21 protein-coding genes are annotated in these 21769 nt (G+C 68.4%); 10 read left to right on the forward strand and 11 right to left on the reverse strand.

Annotated features, from left to right (window positions below):
* Positions 1 to 2: 2 nt before the first annotated feature.
* The 8 genes from KHC28_RS04075 to KHC28_RS04110 form a co-directional block, all read right to left on the reverse strand.
* Positions 3 to 743 carry an acetoacetate decarboxylase gene (locus KHC28_RS04075; RefSeq protein ID WP_214007053.1) on the reverse strand — a complete coding sequence of 247 codons (741 nt, stop codon included), beginning with the start codon at positions 741 to 743 and terminating at the stop codon, positions 3 to 5.
* A 118-nt stretch (positions 744 to 861) separates the two neighbouring features.
* Positions 862 to 4287, reverse strand: coding sequence for an autotransporter family protein (locus KHC28_RS04080; RefSeq protein ID WP_214007054.1), 3426 nt, complete (start codon positions 4285 to 4287; stop codon positions 862 to 864).
* A gap of 192 nt (positions 4288 to 4479) precedes the next feature.
* Positions 4480 to 5469, reverse strand: coding sequence for a WD40 repeat domain-containing protein (locus KHC28_RS04085; RefSeq protein WP_214007055.1), 990 nt, complete (start codon positions 5467 to 5469; stop codon positions 4480 to 4482).
* 97 nt (positions 5470 to 5566) lie between these two features.
* Entirely contained in the window at positions 5567 to 6544 is a 978-nt protein-coding gene (locus tag KHC28_RS04090; protein ID WP_214007056.1) for a CobW family GTP-binding protein, read from the reverse strand.
* A gap of 106 nt (positions 6545 to 6650) precedes the next feature.
* Entirely contained in the window at positions 6651 to 7601 is a 951-nt protein-coding gene (locus KHC28_RS04095) for a metal ABC transporter substrate-binding protein (RefSeq protein WP_214007057.1), read from the reverse strand.
* Between the two features lie 12 nt (positions 7602 to 7613).
* On the reverse strand, positions 7614 to 8486 hold the full coding sequence (locus KHC28_RS04100) for a metal ABC transporter permease (protein WP_214007058.1): 873 nt from the start codon (positions 8484 to 8486) through the stop codon (positions 7614 to 7616).
* Complete coding sequence (gene aztA / locus KHC28_RS04105) at positions 8483 to 9241, reverse strand: zinc ABC transporter ATP-binding protein AztA (RefSeq protein WP_214007274.1); 759 nt, start codon at positions 9239 to 9241, stop codon at positions 8483 to 8485. The genes KHC28_RS04100 and aztA overlap by 4 nt, the downstream gene beginning before the upstream one ends.
* 14 nt (positions 9242 to 9255) lie before the next feature.
* Positions 9256 to 9519 (reverse strand): hypothetical protein, encoded by a 264-nt coding sequence (locus tag KHC28_RS04110; RefSeq protein WP_214007059.1) that lies wholly within the window; start codon positions 9517 to 9519, stop codon positions 9256 to 9258.
* 217 nt (positions 9520 to 9736) lie between these two features.
* Here KHC28_RS04110 and ppa point away from each other — a divergent pair, with 217 nt between their 5' ends.
* Positions 9737 to 10264 carry an inorganic diphosphatase gene (gene ppa / locus KHC28_RS04115; protein ID WP_214007060.1) on the forward strand — a complete coding sequence of 176 codons (528 nt, stop codon included), beginning with the start codon at positions 9737 to 9739 and terminating at the stop codon, positions 10262 to 10264.
* Between the two features lie 156 nt (positions 10265 to 10420).
* Positions 10421 to 11140 carry a phosphoribosyltransferase gene (locus KHC28_RS04120; RefSeq protein WP_214007061.1) on the forward strand — a complete coding sequence of 240 codons (720 nt, stop codon included), beginning with the start codon at positions 10421 to 10423 and terminating at the stop codon, positions 11138 to 11140.
* 87 nt (positions 11141 to 11227) lie between these two features.
* Here the strand turns inward: KHC28_RS04120 and KHC28_RS04125 are convergent, their stop codons facing one another.
* From KHC28_RS04125 to KHC28_RS04135, 3 genes are all read right to left on the reverse strand, one after another.
* Positions 11228 to 12235 (reverse strand): Ldh family oxidoreductase, encoded by a 1008-nt coding sequence (locus KHC28_RS04125; RefSeq protein ID WP_214007275.1) that lies wholly within the window; start codon positions 12233 to 12235, stop codon positions 11228 to 11230.
* A 32-nt stretch (positions 12236 to 12267) separates the two neighbouring features.
* Entirely contained in the window at positions 12268 to 13086 is an 819-nt protein-coding gene (locus KHC28_RS04130) for a creatininase family protein (protein ID WP_214007062.1), read from the reverse strand.
* A gap of 130 nt (positions 13087 to 13216) precedes the next feature.
* Positions 13217 to 13606, reverse strand: a complete 390-nt coding sequence (locus tag KHC28_RS04135; protein ID WP_214007063.1) for a RidA family protein — start codon at positions 13604 to 13606, stop codon at positions 13217 to 13219.
* Between the two features lie 122 nt (positions 13607 to 13728).
* Here KHC28_RS04135 and KHC28_RS04140 point away from each other — a divergent pair, with 122 nt between their 5' ends.
* The 8 genes from KHC28_RS04140 (at position 13729) to KHC28_RS04175 (ending at position 21769) form a co-directional block, all read left to right on the forward strand.
* The gene (locus KHC28_RS04140; protein ID WP_214007064.1) at positions 13729 to 14763 is read left to right on the forward strand and encodes an ABC transporter substrate-binding protein; all 1035 of its coding nucleotides are present in this window, start codon (positions 13729 to 13731) and stop codon (positions 14761 to 14763) included.
* A gap of 34 nt (positions 14764 to 14797) precedes the next feature.
* Positions 14798 to 15619 carry an ABC transporter ATP-binding protein gene (locus KHC28_RS04145; protein ID WP_312893077.1) on the forward strand — a complete coding sequence of 274 codons (822 nt, stop codon included), beginning with the start codon at positions 14798 to 14800 and terminating at the stop codon, positions 15617 to 15619.
* A gap of 14 nt (positions 15620 to 15633) precedes the next feature.
* Positions 15634 to 16440, forward strand: a complete 807-nt coding sequence (locus KHC28_RS04150; protein WP_214007065.1) for an ABC transporter permease — start codon at positions 15634 to 15636, stop codon at positions 16438 to 16440.
* Positions 16441 to 16458: 18 nt separating this feature from the next.
* Positions 16459 to 17790 (forward strand): cytosine deaminase, encoded by a 1332-nt coding sequence (locus KHC28_RS04155; RefSeq protein WP_246564270.1) that lies wholly within the window; start codon positions 16459 to 16461, stop codon positions 17788 to 17790.
* Positions 17787 to 19190, forward strand: coding sequence for an FAD-binding oxidoreductase (locus tag KHC28_RS04160; protein WP_214007066.1), 1404 nt, complete (start codon positions 17787 to 17789; stop codon positions 19188 to 19190). The genes KHC28_RS04155 and KHC28_RS04160 overlap by 4 nt, the downstream gene beginning before the upstream one ends.
* A 103-nt stretch (positions 19191 to 19293) precedes the next feature.
* Positions 19294 to 19896 carry an NAD(P)H-dependent oxidoreductase gene (locus KHC28_RS04165; protein WP_214007067.1) on the forward strand — a complete coding sequence of 201 codons (603 nt, stop codon included), beginning with the start codon at positions 19294 to 19296 and terminating at the stop codon, positions 19894 to 19896.
* A 104-nt stretch (positions 19897 to 20000) separates the two neighbouring features.
* A complete protein-coding gene (locus tag KHC28_RS04170; RefSeq protein ID WP_214007068.1) occupies positions 20001 to 20489 on the forward strand; it encodes a MarR family winged helix-turn-helix transcriptional regulator in 489 nt (162 codons plus the stop codon).
* A 275-nt stretch (positions 20490 to 20764) separates the two neighbouring features.
* Entirely contained in the window at positions 20765 to 21769 is a 1005-nt protein-coding gene (locus KHC28_RS04175; protein ID WP_214007069.1) for a 2-hydroxyacid dehydrogenase, read from the forward strand.

Here is a 21769-nt window from a genome sequence, read left to right on the forward strand (position 1 = left end):
GCTCAGTCCTGCAGATAGTCGTGCACCACCTTGCCGAGCCCGAGCGTCAGGTCGGACTTGATGTGCGTGGCGGAGAGCACTTCCAGCACCGGCAGCTTGGCGACGTCGCAGATGGCGTGCGGGAACAGGCCGAGCGCCGCCGGGCCGGTCCACGCTTCCTTGATGGTGACCTCTTCGAGGTAGTACTCGACCAGCTCGCAGATGCGCGGCGTGTTGTCGACATGCGGGATGATCTTGAGCATCCAGTTCGGCGCCAGCATCGACTTCAGCACCGCGTCCTTGTCGAGCGCCTCGTATTTGTAGCCCATGGTGCCGCAGGCGCAGAGCACGCTGCCATAGTTCAGCTTGGCGACCAGCACGTCGCTTTCCACCGCGATGCTCGGCTTGGCCAGCTTCTTGGGAAAGCCCCAGATCTCGCGGCCGCCGGCGATCGGCGCCTCGTCGTCGAGATACATCGAGTGGACGAAGCCGCCCTTGCGGCCCTCGAATTCCACCGGGATCACCTGCCCGGTCTCGGTGTAGTCGCCGAAGCCGGTGGAATCCGGCATGCGGATGAACTCGTATTTGACGATGGGCTCGACCACCTTCAGCGGCGCGGGCACCACCTTCTCCAGCGCCGCCGGGTCGGTGCGGTAGGTGATGATGAAATATTCGCGATTGAAGAAACGATACGGCCCCTTGGGATAGGAAGGGCTGGTCAGCGGCATGGAATAGGCGGTCTTGCGGACGTCCTCGATCTTCATGGCATGCGGTCCTCGCTGAGATGCGCCAAGCCTAGCCCATTCGCTGCGGCGCGGTAGTGTCACTTTGCCGGATCGCCGGCCGGGCTGCGGAATTCCGCTCCGGCCGGCGCGGCACCGCTCAGAACCGGTAGGTCAGCCCGCCCTTGACGGCATTGGTCTCGACGCTGTCGCCGAACTGGCCCTCATAGCCGATGTTCAGCGTCAGATTGGCACCGATGTCGTAGCCGAGCCCGGCCCCGACCACGAAGCTGTCCTCGGCGATCGGCGCGCCGGCGACGGTGAAGCCGCTGCCGGTCTGCAGGAACGCCATCGCCGCCTCCGGCACGATGTCGCCATAGGCATGGCGCCAGGCCAGCGAGGCATGCGGGGTCAGCGTGCCGCCGCCGAGCGCGAGGCTGGTCGCCAGCCGCAGGCCAAGCGTCGAATAGGGCGTGTCGAAGCTGAGCCCCTGCGAGCTCAGCCCGGTCGCTGGCGCGCCGGTCTCGCTGAAGCTGTCGGTGTTCACCCAGCTCCAGGCGATCTGCGCGAACGGCTCCAGCGCCAGGCTGTTCATCTCCACCGCATAGGCGGCTTCCAGGAACAGGTTGGCGGTCGAGCCGTCATAGGAGGCGCGTGGCGTCTCGGTGATGCCGAGCAGGCTGGCGGTGCGATGGCTGTCGACGCTGGTCCAGCCATAGGAGGCGCCGGCGCGCAGCCGCCAGGCATCAAGGCTGGTGCCGGCATAGGCGGCGATCAGCGCAGTGTCGGCATCGACGCTGCTGAGCCGGGCATCGACGTCGCTCGACGCCGACACATAGCCGCCGGCAAGACCGAAGGTGGTGGTGCCGACCGTGACGTCGCCGCCGGCGAGGAAGCCGCCGAGCGAGGAATCCACGCTGGCGGAATTGCCGTTGCCGTCCGCCGTGCTCCACTGGCCATAGCCCTGCACCCAGCCGGCATAGGCCGGGCCGGGCGCCACCGGCGGCAGCGCCTTCACCGGGATCGGGCTCTTGGCGGCCGGCGCCTTGGCGGCATAGGCGGTGACCGGCCCGTCGAAGTCCAACGCCGCCGTCTGCCGCGAGGACACTGCCGAGGCCTGCCGCAGGCGGGAGACCAGCGTGTCGGCGACCAGCGTGTTCTGGCTGTAGAGCGTGGTGCCGAGCGAGGCATGCGCCTCGCCGGACAGCAGGTCGTAGCCCGGCGCCAGCCCGCCCTGCTCGCCCGGCTGCAGCGAGACGATGCTGGAGTAGAGCGTGCCGGTGCCCGCCGCGTCGAGGGCGTTCGCCACCGCCGTCTGGTTGGCGGTCTGCGCGAAGCTGGCGAAGGAGGTGCCGTTGCGCGCCAGCGTCACCGTCACCGAGGCGCCGGCCTTGCCCAGCGTCGGGTCGATGAACAGGTAGTCCGGCGCCACCAGCGCCGTGAACTGCCCGTCCGGCGTGGTGGTCTCGCTCGCCGAGACGATGGTGTAGACCTGCCCGACATTCAGCGGCCCGTCGGCGATCGACATCACCACCGTGCCGCCATTGATCGCCGAGCTGCCGGCAACGATCTGGTCGGAGCTGGTCGCGTTCGCTTCCACCACATAGGTCGAGCCGGCATTGAAGGTGATGGTGCCGGCGACGTTGATCGTGCCGATGGAATTGCCCGGCGACACGGTGGCGCCGGAATTCACCGTCAGCGAACCGAGGCTGGCATTGCCGGAAAGCCCCGCGCCATTGCCCATGGTCACATTGGCCGAGGCGAGCGAACCGTTGAGGTTGAGCTGGCCGTTCAGGGTTACGTTGCCGGCAAAGTTCGAGCTGCCGGTCGCCGTGTAGCTGGCATCAGAACCAAGGAACAGCGTCTCGAAGTCACGATACTGAGCCTCGTTGCCGAGCAGGCCCAGCGCGAAGCTGCCGCTGCCCGCGAGGCGGAGGGTGTCGCTGCCGGTGCCGGCGGTGACATAGCCGACCACCGTGCTGCCCGGCCGGTAGATGAACAGGTCGTCGCCGCCGCCCATGTCGACCGCCTTGGCGTTGTCGCTTTGGATGGTGCCGGCATTGTCGATGGTGTCGGCATTGTCGCCGATGAAGGTCACCGCCACGCCGTCCGAGCGGATGATGCCCTCATTGATCAGCGTGGTGGCGAAGGGCGCCGGGCCCTGGTTGCTGTCGTCGACCAGGATCGCCCGGCCGACATTGTCGGAACCCTCATTGTAGTAGTTGTCGAAGGCCTCGATCACGCCGGTGGCATAGTTGTGGATCAGCCCGCCGCCGATCGCGAGGCCATCGGCGGTATTGGGCACGCCGTCATTGGTGCCGGTGGCGCCGGTGCCCTGGATCAGTCCGTAATTGTGCAGCTCGACCTTGCCGTCGACATCGACGCCGTCGCCGTCCCCATCGGCCACCCCGTCGGCCTCGCCGTCATCGTCGAGGAGGCCGGTCACCTCGCCGCGAATGGTGCCGTAATTGATCACCGTGGTGACGGTGTCGCCGGTGCTGTCGATGTTCACGCCCGAGCCATTGCGGCCGATGATGGTGCCGCCGGCCTCATTGAGAACATACACCTCGCCGTCGCCGGTGATGCCGTGCTTGGCGCCGAGGATCTCGCCACCGGTCTTGTTGACGACGCTGCCGCCGGCCTCCTGGAAGTCGACGCCGTCCCCGTCGCTGGTGAGGTCGGTCGACTGGATGAGGCCGTAATTGATCACGCTGGCCCCGGCGCCGGGACGGATGCCGTCCGCCTCGCTCGACTGCAGCGTGCCGTAGTTGATGACGGTGATGACGTTGTCGGGCGAAGTGAGGTCGGCGAAATCGAGCGCCTGCCCGGCGCCGCCATCGATCAACCCATGGTTTTCGATGGTGATAACGGCGCTGGTCTCATCGGAATCGGCGGCGATCTTGATGGCGTCGTCGCCGCCGAGGATCCGCCCGCCAACCTCGTTGACCAGCGTAAACGACTGCAATGTCTCGACATTCGTCTCGTCGTCGAACTTGATCGCGCGGTCTTCGTCGCTCAGCGTCTGGATGGTACCGGAATTGACCAGCACGATGGTGCCGCCACCGAGCCGCACCGCGTCATTCGCGTTGGCGGTGATGGTGCCGGTGTTCTCGATCCGCACCTTGGCGGTGGCGTCGTTGGCGGAATTGAGGTCGAAGGCCTGTCCCTCTTCCGAGGTGATCGAGCCATTATTGATCACCGTGAGGTCGCCGCCGGCAAAGGCTTCGTCGAGGCGGAAGCCGTCATCGGTCGAGGCGATGGTGCCGTTATTGGTGAGCGCGTAGCTGCCGCTCACCTCGCCGTCGGTGTCGAAGGCGCGCTTGTCGCTGGTGATCGTGCCGTCATTGACGATCACGATCCCGGCGCCGGTCGCCGGACCGTCCCAGATCACCGCGCTCTTGGTCACGTCGAGCGTGCCGCCGGCCTCGACCACGCCGCTATCGGTGCCGGATACCGTCTGCTGCTTGGTCTGGGTGGTGCCGGCCGGCACCGTGAAGCTGTCGGCACGGGCCGCGAGCGGCGCGAACAGGAGCGAGCTGGCGGCGAGCAGCGCGCGGCAGCTCGCCGACGAGAAGAAGCGGTTCATGCGGACGTCCCCAGGCCCTATCGTGATGGACCTGCGCTATCCAGCACGGATGACAGGGGGGTGACATGCGCGCGCCTCGGCGTCCGATCGCCGGGGATACCGGCGCGGGAGGCCGCCGCTGTGCCCCTGCGGCAACAACGTTCATGTCCTTAAGTCCTTGATGTCGTCCGGCTTTCGCCGCGGATGCCCGCCTCAGAGCACCAGCACGCCGGCATTGCCGCCCTCGGTGCCCATGCACAGCGCCCCGCCATCGGCGCGCCAGGCCATGGCGGTGATCGGGCTGGCGTCGGGCGCGCGCACCAGGATCTCGGCGCCGTCGGAAATGCGCACCATCATCACCATGCCGTCCTCGAAGCCGACCGCGATCACCTCGTCCTTGGGATGCGCGGCGACACAGGAGACGCGCACGTCGCGTGGCGCCAGCATGGAAGGCTGCTTGCCCATCGGCCCTTCCTTGCTGGCGAACGGCCAGAGGATCGCCTCGTTGGAACCGGAAGTGGCGAGGAACTTACCGCCGGCGGTGAACGCCATCGATTTCACCCGCGCCGGATAGCCGCTCATGCGCATGTGGCCGCCATCGGCGAGCCGCCAGCCATGCAGCGCCGACTCCTGCATCGTCGTCACCACGAAGCGCATGTCGGGGCTGAAGGCGACGCCACGATGCGAGCCCTTCCATTCCAGCACCTCGGGCTTAGCCTGCGCATTGGGAAACCACAACGTCACGCCGCCATAATGGGCGACGGCGAGCCGCGTGCCCTTGAAGGCGAAGGCAAGCCCACCGACGGTGGAGGGCACCGCCAGCATCTTCATCTCGCCCTTGGCGGGCAGGAAATGCGCGGTCTTGCCGGCCGAGAACGCCACCGCGTCGGCGCCGAGCGCCACCTGGTCGATCCAGCGCCCCTTCTGCTCGAACACCACCTCGGTGGAGCCGTCGCCACGGGTGCGCACCACCCGGCCGTCGTCGCCACCGGTGACGATCGAGCGGGCATCAACGGCGAGCGACAACAGCACGCCCTTATGCGCTTCGACGCGCAGCGGCTCCTCGCCGGCGAAGGCGAGCGCGCCCTCGGCGAGCGCGAAGACCGGGGTGACACCGAGATAGGCGGCGCCGACCACCGCGCCGCCGAGCGCATGCACGCGCAGCTTCGAGGTCAGCGAGGAGGGAATGCTGGTAGCGGCCATGGGGACCAGTCGGGCTCGGATCGGAAAAACGCAAAGGGCTGCGCCGGACTAGCGCATATTGCGCCCGCCGTCACGCAGCCCGCCTGTACGGAGATGTTCACGCCACGCAGGCGCGAAAACCCTTTTCGAGTTCCGGCACGTTGAGCTTGCGGCCGATGAACACGATGCGGCTCACCTTCGGCTCGCCTTCCTTCCACGGGCGCTGGTGGTCGCCGTCGAGGATCATGTGCACGCCCTGGAAGACGAAGCGCTCGGGGTCGTTCTTGAAGGCGAGGATGCCCTTGGAACGCAGGATGTTCGGCCCCTCGCGCTGGGTCAGCTCCTGGATCCACGGGAAGAACTTGTCCGGGTCGAGCGGCGCGTCGCTGGTGAACGACACCGAGCGCATGTCCTCGTCGTGGAAATGCTTGTGACCGGCCTCGAGGAAATCCGGATCGATCGCCTGGATCCGGTCGAGATCGAACGCCCCCTGCCCCAGCACCTTGTCGATGGCGATGTCGGAGCGCTGGGTACGGTGGATGCGGGCGAAGGGGTTGATGGCGCGGATGCGCAATTCGACGTCCTTCAGCTCCGCCTCCGACACGAGGTCGGTCTTGTTGAGCAGGATGACGTCGGCGAAGGCGATCTGGTTCTTCGCCTCGGGCGCGTCCTTCAGCCGGTCCTTCAGCCATTTGGCGTCGGCGACCGTCACCACGGCGTCGAGCGTGGTCTTGGCGCCGACCGTCTCGTCGACGAAGAAGGTCTGCGCGACCGGAGCGGGATCGGCGAGGCCGGTGGTCTCGACGATGATGCCGTCGAAGCCGTCCTTGCGCTTGAGGAGGCCGTCGATGATGCGGATCAGGTCGCCGCGCACGGTGCAGCAGATGCAGCCGTTGTTCATCTCGAACACTTCCTCGTCGGCGCCGACCACGAGGTCGTTGTCGATGCCGATCTCGCCGAACTCGTTGACCACCACGGCGAATTTCTTGCCGTGCGGCTCGGAGAGGATGCGGTTGAGCAACGTGGTCTTGCCGGCGCCGAGATAGCCGGTCAGCACGGTGACGGGAATCTTGCTCTGGGTCTGCGTGTCAGCCATCGAGGCCACTCCAGTCTTTGCTTTCCTCTCCCCGCCGGGGAGAGGCGGCCCGCGAAACGCGCCGGCGGTGGACGTCGGCGTCGGGGGCGGGAAGCCCCCTCCCGCCTCAGCTCGACAGCGCCGCCGAGAATTCGCGGATGTTGTTCTGCATCATGTCGATATAGGTGGCGGCCGGTCCCTTGTCATCGGAGAGGGCGTCGGAAAACACCGTACCGCCGATCTTGGCGCCGGTCTCGTTGGCGATGCGCTTGATCAGGCGCGGGTCGGAGATGTTCTCCATGAACACCGCCGGGATCTTCTCGGCCTTGATCTGGCGAATGATCCGGGCGACGTCCTTGGCCGAGGCTTCCGCCTCGGTGGAGACGCCCTGCGGTGCGATGAACTCCAGCCCATAGGCGCCCTCGAAATAGCCGAAGGCGTCATGCGAGGTGATCACCCGCCGCTTGTCGGCCGGGATGCGCGCCACCGCCGCCTTGATCTCGGCATCGAGCGCCTGAAGCCTGGCGAGATAGGCCGCCGCATTGGCCTCGTAGGTCGCCTTGCCCGCCGGGTCGGCGGCGATCAGCCCGTCGCGGATATTGGCGACGTAGATCTCGGCATTGGCGACCGACTGCCAGGCATGCGGGTCGGTCTCCTCGTGATCGTGGCCGGCCTGCGCCTCCTTGCCGTGGTCGTGCCCTTCTTCCTCCATCTCGCGGGCGGTGACGCCCTTGGCGGCGACCACCACGGCGGCGCTGGTGCCGGAGGATTTCGCCAGCCGGTCCATCCAGCCCTCGAAGCCGAGGCCGTTGACGAACACCACCTTGGCCGCCGCCATCTTCTTGGCGTCGGCCGGCGCCGGCTGGAACACATGCGCGTCGCCGTCCGGCCCGACCAGCGTCGAGATCGCCACCCGGTCGCCGCCGACATTCTTCACGAGGTCGCCGAGGATCGAGAACGACGCCACCACCGGCAGCTTGGCGCCGGTGTCGGTCTGCGCCGCCGCGGGAGTAGCGATGGGAGCGGCGACGAGCGCCAGCAGCAGCGAGGCCGCGGCGGCAAAGCTAGAGAGCTTCATGCGAATTCTCCTTCAGGCTTCGAGATGTCGGCGCGGCATCAGGCGGGGCAGGATGCCGCCGATGGGCCCGACGAGCACCGACAGCACATAGGCGCCGCCGGCGACGAGGATGATGGCGGGCCCGGAGGGCACGCCGAGATGGTAGGAGACCAAGAGGCCGATCACGCCGGAGCCGCAGGCGACCAGCACCGCCGCGACGACAAGCGCGGTCAGGTCGCTCGCCCAGAAGCGGGCGGTGGCGGCCGGCAGCATCATCAGCCCGACGGCCAGCAGCGTGCCGAGCGCGTGGAAGCCGCCGACGAGGTTCAGCACCACCAGCCCGAGGAAGACCAGATGCGTCGGCGTGCCGGCCCGGCTCACCGAGCGCAGGAAGCCGGGATCAACGCATTCCACCACCAGGGGCCGCCACAGCACGGCGAGCGTCAGCATGGACACCGTCGAGACGCCGACGATCAGCAACAGCGTCGGGTCGTCCAGCGCCAGCACGGTGCCGAACAGCACGTGCAGGAGATCGACATTCGAGCCGCGCAGCGACACCAGCATCACGCCGAGCGCCAGCGAGACGAGGTAGAAGGCGGCGAGCGCCGCGTCCTCCTTCATCTGCGTCGCCCGCGCCACCGCGCCGGCGCCAAGCGCCACCGCGAAGCCGGCGATCAGCCCGCCCAGGGTCATGGCGAACAGGTTCAGCCCGGCGGCGAGGAAGCCGACCGCCGCGCCGGGCAGGATGGCATGCGCCATGGCGTCGCCGGCAAGGCTCATCCGCCGCAGCATCATCAGCACGCCGACCGGCCCGGCGCCGAGGCCGAGCGCGATGACGCCGATCAAGGCCCGGCGCATGAAGTCGAACTCCGCGAAGGGAGCGATCAACAGGTCATACGCGTTCATGCCGCGCGCTCCGTACGCGCCGGCTCGCAGGCATGGGCGCTCTCGTCCCACGCCTCGCACATGTGGCGCGCCCGCGTGAGGTTGGTGGAGGTCAGCACGGTGCGCGTCTCGCCCCACTCGACCGGCGAACGGGCGAGCAGCAGCGTGCGCGGGAAATGCGCCCGCACCAGTTCGAGGTCGTGCAGCACCGCGAGCACGGTGCGCCCCTCGCCATGCCAGCGCTCCACCAGCGCGACGAGGTCGCGCACGGTAGCGGCATCGAGGGCCGTGAACGGCTCGTCGAGCAGGATGATCTCGGCATTCTGCAGCAGCAGCCGCGCGAACAGCGCCCGCTGCATCTGCCCGCCGGACAGCGTGCCGATCGGGCGGCGCTCGAAGCCGTCGAGCCCCACTGCAGCGATCGCCGCCGCGATCCGTTCACGGTCGGCGTGCGAGATCCCGCCGAACAGCCCGGTGCGCCGCCACAGGCCGAGCGCCACGATGTCGTAGACATTGATCGGGAAGGAGCGGTCGACCTCTGCCGCCTGCGGCAGATAGGCGATGCGTGCCCGCCCGTCATCCGGCCGGACGATGCTGCCCGCCAGCGGCGACAACAGGCCCACCACCCCCTTCAGCAGCGTCGACTTGCCGGCCCCGTTCGGCCCGCAAATGGCGATCAGCTCGCCGGCATTGACCGTTCCCGTCAGATGATGCACCGCCGGATGCCGGTCATAGCCGAGCGTGACATCGCGGAAGGCAAGCACTTCGGCGCTCATAACCTCGGCGCCCATCACGCGCCTCCCCACAGCACGGCCAGCGCCGCCGCCCACAGCAGTGCGGCGACCGGCAGCACCAGCATGAGCCGAGAAAGGGCGGAGAGCCTCAGCAGCGACGGCGCCACCGCCGCCGCCGGATGGCGGGCGCCGACCGGATGCGAGTGATGCGCGTGCGTGTGAGGAGCATGCGCATGATCATCGTGCGCGTGATCGCTGCTATGCGAATGATCCGGCTGGGAAGGCGCGGGATCGTGAGAATGTTGGTGGGATGCGGACATGCGTAACCTCGGCTGCGAGGCATTTGATACAACATATCATCACGACACGTCCAGTCCGCCGATACATTATCACATCGCAGATGCGAGATTTTTGCCGCATCGCGGCACATGCGCCCAATTGCCCGTGCGTCCTCTCTCGACGTCAGGCCTGCTCCGACCTATTAGAAGGCGCTTTGTCGGCCGGACCGCCCGGCATTCTTCGTTCTGGAGCCCGTTCATGGACATTTCACGCATTTCTGCTGGACCGAACCCGCCGGATGAGATCCACGCCGTCATCGAGATCCCGGCCGGCGGCGCGCCGGTCAAGTACGAGCTCGACAAGGACTCCGGCGCGATCTTCGTCGACCGCTTCCTGCACACGCCGATGTTCTATCCGGGTGCCTATGGCTTCATCCCGCAGTCGCTGGGCGACGACGGCGATCCGCTCGACGTCATCGTCATCTCGCCGGTGGCGCTGATGGCCGGCTGCGTCATCCCCTGCCGCCCGGTCGGCGTGCTGATGATGACGGACGAGAAGGGCGGCGACGAGAAGATCCTCGCGGTGCCGGCCGACAGCGTCTACCCGTACCACTCCAACGTGAAGTCCTATAAGGACCTGCCCCCGCTCGTCGTCGAGCAGGTCGCGCACTTCTTCACCCACTACAAGGACCTGGAGAAGGGCAAGAAGGTCAACGTCGCCGACTGGCACGGCCCCGAGCGCGCCCGCGAGCTGATCGTCAAGGCGATCGAAGCCGCCAAGAAGTGAGACCTCGGCCCGTTCGGGCCGAAGCCCTCCTGATTAACCGCCGGTCCCTGGCCGGTGGACGATGCGACGAATGTTGAAGGGCCGCCCGCCGCATGCGGGCGGCCCTTGGCATTTGCGTTGCTGGCTTCGTGAGGCCCTCGCCTCCCGGAGTTCCCCATGCCCCTCAATTTTCAGGACCGCGGCAGCTACCGCGACCGCCTCATCCCCGCCGCCGAGCTCAAGGATCCCGGCCCGCCGCCCTACCGGGACAGCTACCCGGTGAAGCTGCCGGACGGCGACGGGGCGGATCTGCCGTTCCTGGCGCTGCCGCCCGATTTCGACACCGCCATCGCCTATCTCTGCATCACCGAGAATTCCTTCGCGCTGGAAGACCGGCTCAGCACCGCGATGGCGGAGATGGTCCGCGACCTCGAACCGGAGGTCGTCGTTGGCATGCCCACCCTCGGCATGGTGCTGGCCGCCTCGGTGGCGAAGAAGCTCGGCCACCCGCACTATGTGCCGCTGAGCTATTCGCGGAAATTCTGGTTCGAGGACGAGCTGTCGATCCCGGTGATCTCCATCACCAGCCCGCTGAAGCCGAAGACGGTGTTCATCGACCCGCGCCTCCTCGAGCGCATGGAGGGCAAGCGGGTGCTGCTGGTGGAGGACGTCATCTCCACCGGCGGCACCGTCTCGGCCGAGCTCGAGCTGATGCGACGCATCGGTGCCGACGTGGTCGGCGTCGCCACCGCGATCAGGGAGACCAATGTCTGGCAGAAGACGCTCGGCGCCATCGATCCGGCCTGGCCCGGCCTGGTGCGCGCGCCGATCTCCTGCCCCCTGTTCCGCAAGGTCGAGGGCGGCTGGGCGCCGGACTGGTCGACGATGCCGGAATGACGGGTCCCGAGGGCCCCCTGCCTTCCCCTCCCCGTCGGGGAGAGGGTTGGCGCGAGGGTCTTCGACGCACCGAAAAGACCGCGCGCCTCAGCCGGGAAAGCCCATCCCCGCCAGCGCGGCCCGCAGCGCCGGCGGCACGCTGACGCCGTCGCGCGCGGTCTTCTCGCGGTTGGCGAGGCGCCGCTGGCCGGGCAGGCGTGCGCCGGGCTCGCCCTCGATCATCGCCGCCAGCCGCTCCATATGGTCGAGATAGGCGGCGCCCGCCGTCCGGCTGGGATCGATGGCGATCATCACATGGCCGACCGCCGCCGGCGGCCCCTCGCCGTCGAAGAAGCTCGGCGCGTCGAAGGCGAAGGTGGAGGCGGTCAGCCCCGCCGCCATCACCTCGATGAGGAAGGCGAGCGCGGTGCCCTTGGCCTCGCCCATCGGCACCATGGTGCCGGCGAGCCCGGCCTTGGAATCGGTGGTCGGCCGCCCCTCCTTGTCGAGCGCCCAGCCTTCCGGGATCGGCTCGCCGCGCTGGGCCGCCGCCAGCACATTGCCCCGCGCCACCTTGGCGACCGAGAGGTCGACCACCGCCGGCGGCCGGTCGCGCAGCGGCGTGGCGAAGGCGAGCGGATTGGTGCCGAACACCGCCTTCTTGCCGCCCCACGGGGCGATGGAGGCCGAGGCGTTGGAGAAGGCCAGCGCCACCAGCCCGCGCTCGGCGAGCTTTTCCACCGGCTGGCCGGCGACGCCGAAATGGCTGGAGCGCCGCATCGAGATGAGCGCGATGCCGGTCTCGCGGGCGATCTCCTCCGCCAGCGGCAGCGCCTGCTCGATGGCGGGATAGGCAAAGCCGTTGCCGGCGTCGACGACCAACACGCTCGGCGCCACCCGCCGGCTCGTCGGCACCGCATGGCCGTCGATCTTGCCGGCGGCGACCATCGCCGCATAGCTCGGCAGGCGGGCGAGGCCGTGGCTGCCGAGCCCATCGGCCTCCGCCGCCACCAGCGCGCGGGCGGTGATCGCCGCATTGGCCGGCGCGGTGCCGAAGGTCTCAAGCACCCGGCCGGCATAGGCGCGGGCCTCGTCGAGCGTCAGGCGCAGCGGCATGGCGGTCGTATCCATCGCGTTCACGGAAACATTCATTTGGCGCCGCCGCCGAGCGGGCCGGCAGGCAGGCGGGACAGGTCGAAACGGTGCACGTCGGCGAGCAGCGCCACGAAGGCCCGCGCGCCATAGGCGGCGCAGGCGCGGCCCTTCTCGGCATCGGCTTCGGTGGCATCGCCCATGGCGCCGGTCGGGTTGATGTCCTGCGACATCCAGCCGAAGCCGGCCGGCGTGCCGGCCCGCAGGAACTCGAACTCCTGCTCCATGCCGAGCGTCGCCGGGACGAAATTGTCGATCTTGTCCTCGCGCACCATGTCGGGGCGGAACGCCTGCATCAGCGAGGTCTCGATGCCGCCGGCATGAATGCCGTGCTGGCGCTCGGTGGCCGAGAACAGCCCCTCGGGATAGCCGAAGCGATGCCAGGAGACCGTCACCGCCAGCATGCCGAGCCGGGCGCGCAGCTCGCGCGCCACGGTATCGAGAGTGGAGACATTGCCACCATGCGAGTTCACCAGCACGATCTTGCGCACGCCGGCACGGTAGACGCTCTCGCCGATCTCAATCCAGGCGCGGCTCACCGTCTCGGCGGAAAGGGTCAGCGTGCCCGGGAAGAAGATGTGCTCGTTCGACTTGCCGACCTGTTGCATCGGCAGGAACACCGCCGGCAGGTCGTCGGGGATGAGCTTCATCACCGCGTCGAGATAGCCCTGGCCGATCATCGCGTCGACGCCGACCGGGAGGTGCGGCCCATGCTGCTCCACCGCCGCCACCGGCAAGACGGCGATCCAGCTGCTGACATCGCCTTGCGCGAAATCGGGCCAGCTCATTTCGGTCCAGAAGCGTTTCGGCGGCATCGTCGGGCTCCGCAGGCGGTCAGGCGGGCGTTCTAGAGCATTTTCAAGCGAAGTGGGTACCGGTTCGCGTGAAGAAAATGCGTAACGACAAAAGACCGGGCGAGGCCCGGCCGTCGGAAATCGCCCGGTCTCAGTCGGTCCGTGCAGCTAGCGCCTCGACCTCGACCTTGAATTCCGGCCGGGTGAAGCCGGAGACGATCATCAGCGTCGAGGCCGGTGGCGGGTCGACGACGAAGCGGTCGCGCGCCGCCATATAGCCGGCCATATGCGCCCGGTCCGTGACATAGGCGTTCAGCCGCACGATGTCGCCCGGTCCCATTCCCGCCTCGGCGAGGCAGGCGGCGATGGCGCGGAAGCACAGTTCGGCCTGTTCCTCGGCGCTGTCGGGGATGGCGTCGTCCGGCGCGATGCCGAGCTGGCCGGAGGTCAGCAGCAGCCGTGCCCCGGCCGTCACCTCGACGGCATGGCTGTAGCGGGCGAAGGGCCGGCGCACGCCGGCGGGGAGGAGATGGCGCAGCATGCTCCATCCTTAGGCCCGCAAATTTGTGCGGACAAGGCCGTCCGGGTCCTATGTGCATCGGCTTTGAGCTCGCCTAGTATGACGGCATTGTCGCCGGCACTGCCCGTTGGGAGATCCCGTCCATGCGCCTGTTTTCGCGCCGCTCCGCCCTGCGCTCGCTCGCCCTCGCGGCGGCCGCGACCGTGACCGCCCTTGTCGCCGGCCTCGCCGCCGCCCCGCGTGCCTTCGCCGCCGACAAGGCGACGTTCGGCACCAATTGGGTGGCGCAGGCCGAGCATGGCGGCTTCTACCAGGCGGTGGTTGACGGCACCTATGCGAAGTACGGCCTCGACGTCACCATCCTGCCCGGCGGTCCGCAGGCCAACAACCGGCTGCTGCTGCCGGTCGGCAAGATCGACTTCTACATGGGCGCCAACATGTTGCAGGCCTTCTCCTCTGTGGTGGAAGGCATCCCGACGGTCATCGTCGCCGCGATGTTCCAGAAGGACCCGCAGGTGCTGATCGCCCATCCCGACGTCGCGACCTTCGAGGATCTCAAGACCCGCACCCTGTTCATCTCCAAGGAGGGCCTCGCCAGCTACTATCAGTGGCTGGTCGCCGATTTCGGCTTTAGCGAAAATCAGGTGAAACCCTACACCTTCAACGCCGCGCCCTTCCTCGCCGACAAGAACAGCGCCATGCAGGGCTACATCACCTCCGAGCCTTATGCGGTGGAGAAGCAGGGCGGCTTCAAGCCGAAGCTGTTCCTGCTGGCCGATCAGGGCTTCGACACCTATTCCACCACCATCGAGACCCGCTCCGAGCTGGTGAAGTCGAACCCGGACCTCGTGCAGCGCTTCGTCGATGCCTCGATCATCGGCTGGTACAATTATCTCTATGGCGACAACGCCAAGGCGAATGCGTTGATCAAGAAGGATAATCCGGAGATGACCGACGAGATGATCGCCTTCTCCATCGACAAGATGAAGGAGTACGGCATCGTCGATTCCGGTGACACCAAGACGCTGGGCGTCGGCGCCATGACCGATGAGAAGATCAAGAGCTTCTACGACAAGATGGTGCGCGCCAAGGTGGTCAAGGCCGACATCGACTACAAGAAGTCCTACACGACGCAGTTCGTGAACAAGGGCGTCGGCAAGGATCTGGCACCGAAATGAGTGGATCTGGCGCCGAAATGAGCGGCCCCCGCGCGTGACCACCCTCATCGATCCGCCGGCCCCGGTGCCCGCCGATACCCCGCCCGGCGCGCCGCTGCTTACCCTTGCCGGCGTCGGCAAGCGCTTCGGCAATCAGGTCACCGCCCTTGACGGGCTCGACATGGAGGTGCGCCGCGGCGAGTTCCTCTCGCTGCTCGGCCCGTCCGGCTGTGGCAAGTCGACGGCGCTGCGGCTGATCGCCGGCCTCGCCGAGCCGACCTCAGGCCGCATCGTCTTCAACGGCGAGCGCGCGGGCAAGGCCACCTCCACCCACCCGTCCGTCGGCTTCGTCTTCCAGGAGCCGACGCTGATGCCGTGGGCGAGCGTGTTCGGCAATGTCCACCTGCCGCTCAAGCTCGCCGGCACCTCGCGCCGCGAGGCCGAGCCGGCGATCATGGAGGCGCTGGAACTGGTCGGCCTCGACGGCTTCCGCGATGCCTATCCGCGCGAACTGTCCGGCGGCATGAAGATGCGCGTCTCCATCGCCCGCGCGCTGGTGACAAAGCCGCGCCTGCTCCTGATGGACGAGCCGTTCGCCGCGCTCGACGAGATCACCCGCTTCAAGCTGAACAACGATCTTTTGCAGGTCTGGCGCCAACTTAACTGTACGATCGTCTTCGTCACCCATTCGGTGTTCGAGTCGGTCTATCTCTCCACCCGCATCCTCGTCTTCCGCGCCCGTCCCGGCCGCGTCGCCGCCGAGCTGGAGATCGACCCCGCCCAACCGCGCGACGAGGCCTTCCGCACCTCGCCGGAATATGCCGCCCTGTGCCGGCAGACCTCGACGGCGCTCGCCGCCGCCATGAACGCCGGCTGACGGGGGGCCTCGCCATGCTCGCCCGCGCGACGCACCGGCTGGAGACCTCGCCGCTGCGCTGGCTGCTGCCGCTGGCGGTGCTCGGCCTCGTCGTGCTCGGCTGGGATCTCGTGGTGCGGCTCAACGATTTGCCGCCCTATATCCTGCCCGGCCCGCTGCGCGTCCTCGACACGCTGGTCGCCGATCGCGACGTGCTCCTCGGCTCGCTGATGGTGACGCTGCGCACCACGCTGATCGCCCTCGCCATGGCGGCGGTCGGGGGCGCGGCGCTGGCGCTGCTGTTCGCCTCCGCCCGCATCGTCGAGTTCTCGCTGTTCCCCATCGCCATCATCCTGCAGGTGACGCCGCTGATCGCCATCGCGCCGCTGATGCTGATCTACCTGTCCACCGATACCGCCGTGCTCACCTGCGCCTGGATCGTCGCCTTCTTCCCGATCCTGTCCAACACCACGCTCGGCCTCAATTCGGTGGACGCCAATCTGCGCGACCTGTTCCGGCTGTCCGGCGCCGGCCGGTTGCAAACCCTGCGCCTGCTCCAGCTGCCCACCGCCCTGCCCTATTTCCTCGGCGGCCTGCGCATCGCCGGCGGCCTCGCTCTGGTCGGCGCGGTGGTCGGCGAGATCGCCGCCGGCTCGGCCGGCCAGGGCTCCGGCCTCGCCTTCCGCATCGTCGAATCCGCCTACCGGCTGAACATTCCGCGCATGTTCGCCGCGCTGCTGCTGATTTCTCTCGCCGGCATCCTCATCTATGCCGGGCTCAGCCTCGTGTCGTGGCTGCTGCTGCGCCGCTGGCACGAGAGCGCTCTCGGCCGGGGCAATTGAGGATCGGGAGCCCGAGCCATGAACGCCGCCATGCGCGCCGCCTTCCTTGCCAACCCGCCGGACGCCTATGTGCTGGCCGGCGTCCGCGCGCCCGCCGCGCTGGTACCCGAGCTCTCACTGAGCCCGGATCGTGAAGGGCTGGTGCAGATCGACCTCTTCGTCGTCGAGAACGCCATCGCCGGCCTCACCCCGCATGGCGAGACCAACCACCCGCTGCCCCGCCTCGATCTCGACGGCGCGCTGGTCCTGCCCGGCCTCGTCGACGTCCACACCCATCTCGACAAGGCGTTCATCTGGCCGCGCCAGCCGAACCTCGACGGCAGCTTCGCCGGCGCGCTCGCCGCCAACACGATCGACCGCGAGGCGCGCTGGAGCGCCGTGGACGTGGCCCGCCGCATGGATTTCGCCCTGCGCTGCGCCTATGCGCACGGCACGGTGGCGATCCGCACCCATCTCGATTCCATCGGCCCGCAGACCGCCATCTCCTGGCCGGTCTTCGCCGAAAAGCGCGAGGAATGGGCGGACCGGCTCACCTTGCAGGCGGTGGCGCTCGCGCCGGTGGACAATGTGCTGGACGACGGCGAATTCGGCCCACTGGTCGAGACCGTCGCCTGCCTCGGCGGCGTGCTGGGCACCTTCACCTGGCCGGCGGCCAATCTCCAGGCCGGCCTCGACCGCCTGTTCGCCGCCGCCGAGCGCCACGGCCTCGATCTCGACTTCCATGTCGACGAGACGCTCGATCCCGCTGCCGATTCCCTGGCGCTGATCGCGCAGACCGCGCTCGCCCGCCGCTTCGAGGGCCGCATACTGGTCGGCCATTGCTGCTCGCTGTCGCGGCAGGAGCCGACGGTGGTCGACCGCACGCTCGATCTCGTCGCCCGCGCCGGCATCGGCGTGGTGTCGCTGCCGATGTGCAATCTCTACCTGCAGGACCGCGCGCCGGGCCGCACGCCCCGCGCCCGCGGCATCACCCTGCTGCACGAGATGCGCGCGCGCGGCATCCCGGTCATGGTGGCGAGCGACAATGTGCGCGATCCCTTCTATGCCTATGGCGATCTCGATCTCGTCGAGGTGCTGCGCGAGGCGGTCCGCATCGCCCATCTCGACCATCCCTTCGTCGACTGGCCGGACATCGTGACCGCCCGCCCCGCTGCCGCCATGGGGCTGGGCGGCGCCGGCCTGTTCACTGCCGGCGCGCCGGCCGACCTGTCGCTGTTCCGCGCCCGCAGCCTGAACGAGCTGCTATCCCGCCCGCAGGCGGACCGCCTCGTGCTGCGCGCCGGCCGCAGCATCGACACCACGCCGCCGGACCCCGCCGAACTCGACGACCTGATGGGTGAGCCCCGATGAGCGACCGCTACGACCTTGCCGCCCTCAGGGCCCGCCTCGACGGCATCCGCCTCGAGGACAATCCGGCGCTGGTGCGGCAGAAGAGCCGGGATTTCTACTGGTATTCGCCGGTGCTGAAGCGTCAGCTCGACACGGTGGTCGCCGATCTCGTCGCCTTCGCCACCTCGCAGGACGAGGTGATCCGCATCCTCAAGTCCTGTGCCGAGCTTTCCATCCCGGTGACGCCGCGCGGCGCCGGCACCGGCAATTACGGCCAGGCCATGCCGCTGGCCGGCGGCGTGGTGCTGGATCTCTCCGGCATGAACCGCGTGCTCGATATCGGGCCGGGCCGGGTGGTGGCGCAGGCCGGCGCCATACTCGCCGGCATCGACGCCGCCACCCGCGCCGGTGGGCAGGAACTGCGCCTGCACCCCTCCACCTACCGCACCGCCTCGGTCGGCGGCTTCATCGCCGGCGGCTCCGGCGGCGTCGGCTCGATCATGTGGGGCGGGCTGCGCGATCTCGGCAACATACTCGGCCTCACCGTGGTGACGATGGAGCCCGAGCCGCGCGTGCTGCGGCTTTCCGGCGAGGAGGTCGGCAAGGTCGCCCATGCCTATGGCACCAACGGCATCGTGACCGAGGTCACCATGCCGCTCGCCCCCGCCTATGGCTGGGTGGAGGCGATCGTCGGCTTCGAGGATTTCGGCCGCGCCTGCGCCTATGCCAATGCGCTCGGCGAGCAGGACGCGCTGGCGAAGAAGCTCATCAGCGTCGTCGCCGCGCCGGTGCCGCAGCTTTATTTCCTGCGCCACAAGCCGTTCCTGCCGGACGGCCGCCATGTGGTGCTGGTCATGGTCGATGCGCTCGCCGTCGAGGCGTTCGCCGCCTTCACCGCCCGCCATGGCGGCGCGTTCCTGTTCCGCTCCGACCTCGTGCCGGCCGACCGGCAGGCCGGCCTGCCGCCGCTCTACGAACTGTCGTGGAACCACACCACGCTGCGCGCCTTGCGCGTCGACCCGGCCATCACCTATCTGCAGACGCTCTATCCGTTTCCCGACCAGCTCGATCTCGTGGCGTCCATTCACCGGCGACTGGGCGCCGAGGTGCCGGCGCATCTCGAATTCGTCCGCTTCGACGGCAAGATCACCTGCTTCGGCCTGCCGCTGGTGCACTTCACCACCGAAGAGCGGCTCGACGAGATCGTCGCCATCCACGAGGAAATGGGCGCCGTGGTGTTTAACCCGCACCGCTACACGCTGGAGGAAGGCGGCATGAAGCAGACCGACGCCGTACAGCTCGCCTTCAAGCGCGAGGCCGACCCTGCCGGCCTGCTCAATCCCGGCAAGATGATCGGCTGGGAGAACCCGGACTTCGACCTCGCCGCCGGCCGGACCTATCTGTTCCAGGGATTGGCCTGAAATGGGCCTCGCCTGAAACTGGGCCCGTCTGATCCCGCCTTCCCTGAAGACCGCCGCGGCATGGGCGAACCTTGCCGACGGAAACCGTCAGCCTGAGGAACCCATGCGCGCGCTCGTCGTCTTCTGCCACCCGGTGCCGGACAGCTACGGCGCTGCGCTGCGCGACGCGGTGCTGCGCGGTCTCACCCGCGCCGGCCACGAGGCCGACCTGATCGACCTCTATGCCGACGGCTTCCAGCCCGCCCTCACCGAGGAGGAGCGGCGCCACTACCACACGCCCGGGCTCAACCGCGTCAACGTCGCCGAGCATCTCGACCGGGTGAAGGCCGCCGACGCGCTGATCTTTGTCGCCCCGACCTGGTGGTACGGCCCGCCGGCGATGCTGAAGGGCTGGCTCGACCGCGTGCTGGTGCCGTTCGAGACCTTCGGCATGCCCCGGCCCTTTCGCCCGCTGGAGCGCCACCTCACCAATATAAGGCTGATCGCCGCCGTCTCGACCTTGGGCTCGCCGTGGTTCTGGTGGTGCTGGATCGGCCAGCCGGGGCGCCGCATCCTGCTCGATGGCATTGGCGGTATCATCCATCCGCGGGCGCGCAAGCTCTGGATGGCGCTGCACGGCATGGATTCGGTCAGCCTGGGCAAGCGCGAAGCGTTCCTTAGCCGGGTCGAGGAACGCTTCGCCCGGCTCAAAAATCCGGGTCCCTAGCAAGATTTTGACGAAATCGGCGTTTCCCGCCATGTTCCTGTCATGACACGCTGTTTTTGCTGCAACAATGGTTGTTGCCGCCATGCGGTCAACGGGACGCCCCCATGAAGGACGGGTTCGACAAGAGCATCGGTCTTCGCCTGCAACACGCCGCGCGTCTGCAGCGCGCGCTTGCCGCGCGGCGGCTTCAGGAACTCGGGCTGTTTCCGGGACAGGAGACCGTCCTCAAGCTGCTGTTCGACGCCGACGGCCGCACCATGTCCGAGCTTGCCGCCGCGCTGCGCGTGCGCCCGCCCACCGCGTCCAAGACGGTGGGGCGGCTGGCGGCGCAGGGCCTGCTGGTCCGCAAGGCCTCCGATACCGATGCCCGCCTGGTGCGGGTCCATCTCACCGACGAGGGCCGTACCCGCGCCGGCTCCATCGACGACATCTGGGACTCGCTCGAGGACACCATGACCGGTGGCATCGACGGCAAGGACCGCAAGCGCCTGCGCAAGCTGCTGCGGCGGATCGAGAAGAACCTCTCCCTCAAGCTCGGCGCCGAGAACCCCGATCTCGACGAGCAGCCCGACGAAGTGGAGGAGCCGGCTTAGCGCTCCGGCTTCCACCTCGCGTCTCCTGACGACCCATCCCCGGAACCGCGTGCCGTGGGACAACGCGGCGTCCGCCGTTGCTCGGCGTCTTGCCGGTAGCACTGTCGAACGGATTCCCGCCGCTATCGGCCGCCGCCGCCGTGTCGTGATGCACACGTCCTCCACAGGCATGTCCACAGCCCTGCCCCCGGAAGGGGTGGGTCGCCCCTGCACAAGACGGATTGCCAGCGCCGGTGCTTTGGTGACGAATAGCCGCCGACGTGAAGGAGCCTGACATGTCCGAATCCCCGACCGCCCCCGCCTCCGGCCGCATCGAGCTTTTGCAGACCGGACCGCTGATGCCGATGATCGAGGCCCAGCTCACCGAACATTTCGTGGTGCACCGGCTCGACGGTCCGGACGGCGACGCGGTGCTGGCGCAGGCCGGGCCGCGCATCCGCGCCGTCGCCACCGGGGTCGGCGCCACCGCCCGCCGCCGCGTCACCGCCGAGCTGATGGATGCCCTGCCGCAGCTGGAAATCGTCTCGAATTTCGGCGTCGGCTACGATTCCGTCGATGCGCCGGCCGCCGGCACGCGCGGCGTCGTCGTCACCAACACACCGGGCGTGCTCGACGACGAGGTCGCCGACCTCTCCCTCGCCCTGACGCTCGCCGCCATCCGCCGCCTGCCGCAGGCCGAGCGCCATCTGCGCGCCGGCAAATGGCCCAGCGGCGCCTACCCGCTCACCGCGACGCTGCGCGACCGTTCCATCGGCATTGTCGGCATGGGTCGCATCGGCAAGGCGATCGCCCGGCGGCTCGAGGGTTTCGGCCGTCCCATCGCCTATCACAGCCGGCGTCCGGCCGAGGGCGTCGATTATCCCCATTATCCCGACCTCCTCGCCCTGGCGCGCGATGTCGACACCCTCATCGTCATCGTGCCCGGCGGCGCCGCCACCGATCGGATGATCAATGCCGAGGTGCTCAAGGCGCTCGGCCCGCGCGGCGTGCTGATCAATGTCGCGCGCGGCTCGGTAGTGGACGAAGAGGCGCTGATCGCCGCGCTGCAGGACGGCACCATCCTCGCCGCCGGCCTCGACGTCTTCGCCCATGAACCGAACGTGCCGGAGGCGCTAATCGCCCTCGACAATGTCGTGCTGCTGCCGCACGTCGCCTCGGCGACGCAGCTCACCCGCGACGCCATGGGCCAGCTCGTGGTCGACAATCTGCTCGCCTGGGCGGCCGGCCAGCCGCCGCTGACCCCGGTGGCGGAAACGCCCTGGCCGCCGGTCAAGGGCTGA

The sequence above is a fragment of the Ancylobacter sonchi genome, from assembly GCF_018390695.1.
Taxonomy (GTDB): Bacteria; Pseudomonadota; Alphaproteobacteria; order Rhizobiales; family Xanthobacteraceae; genus Ancylobacter; species Ancylobacter sonchi.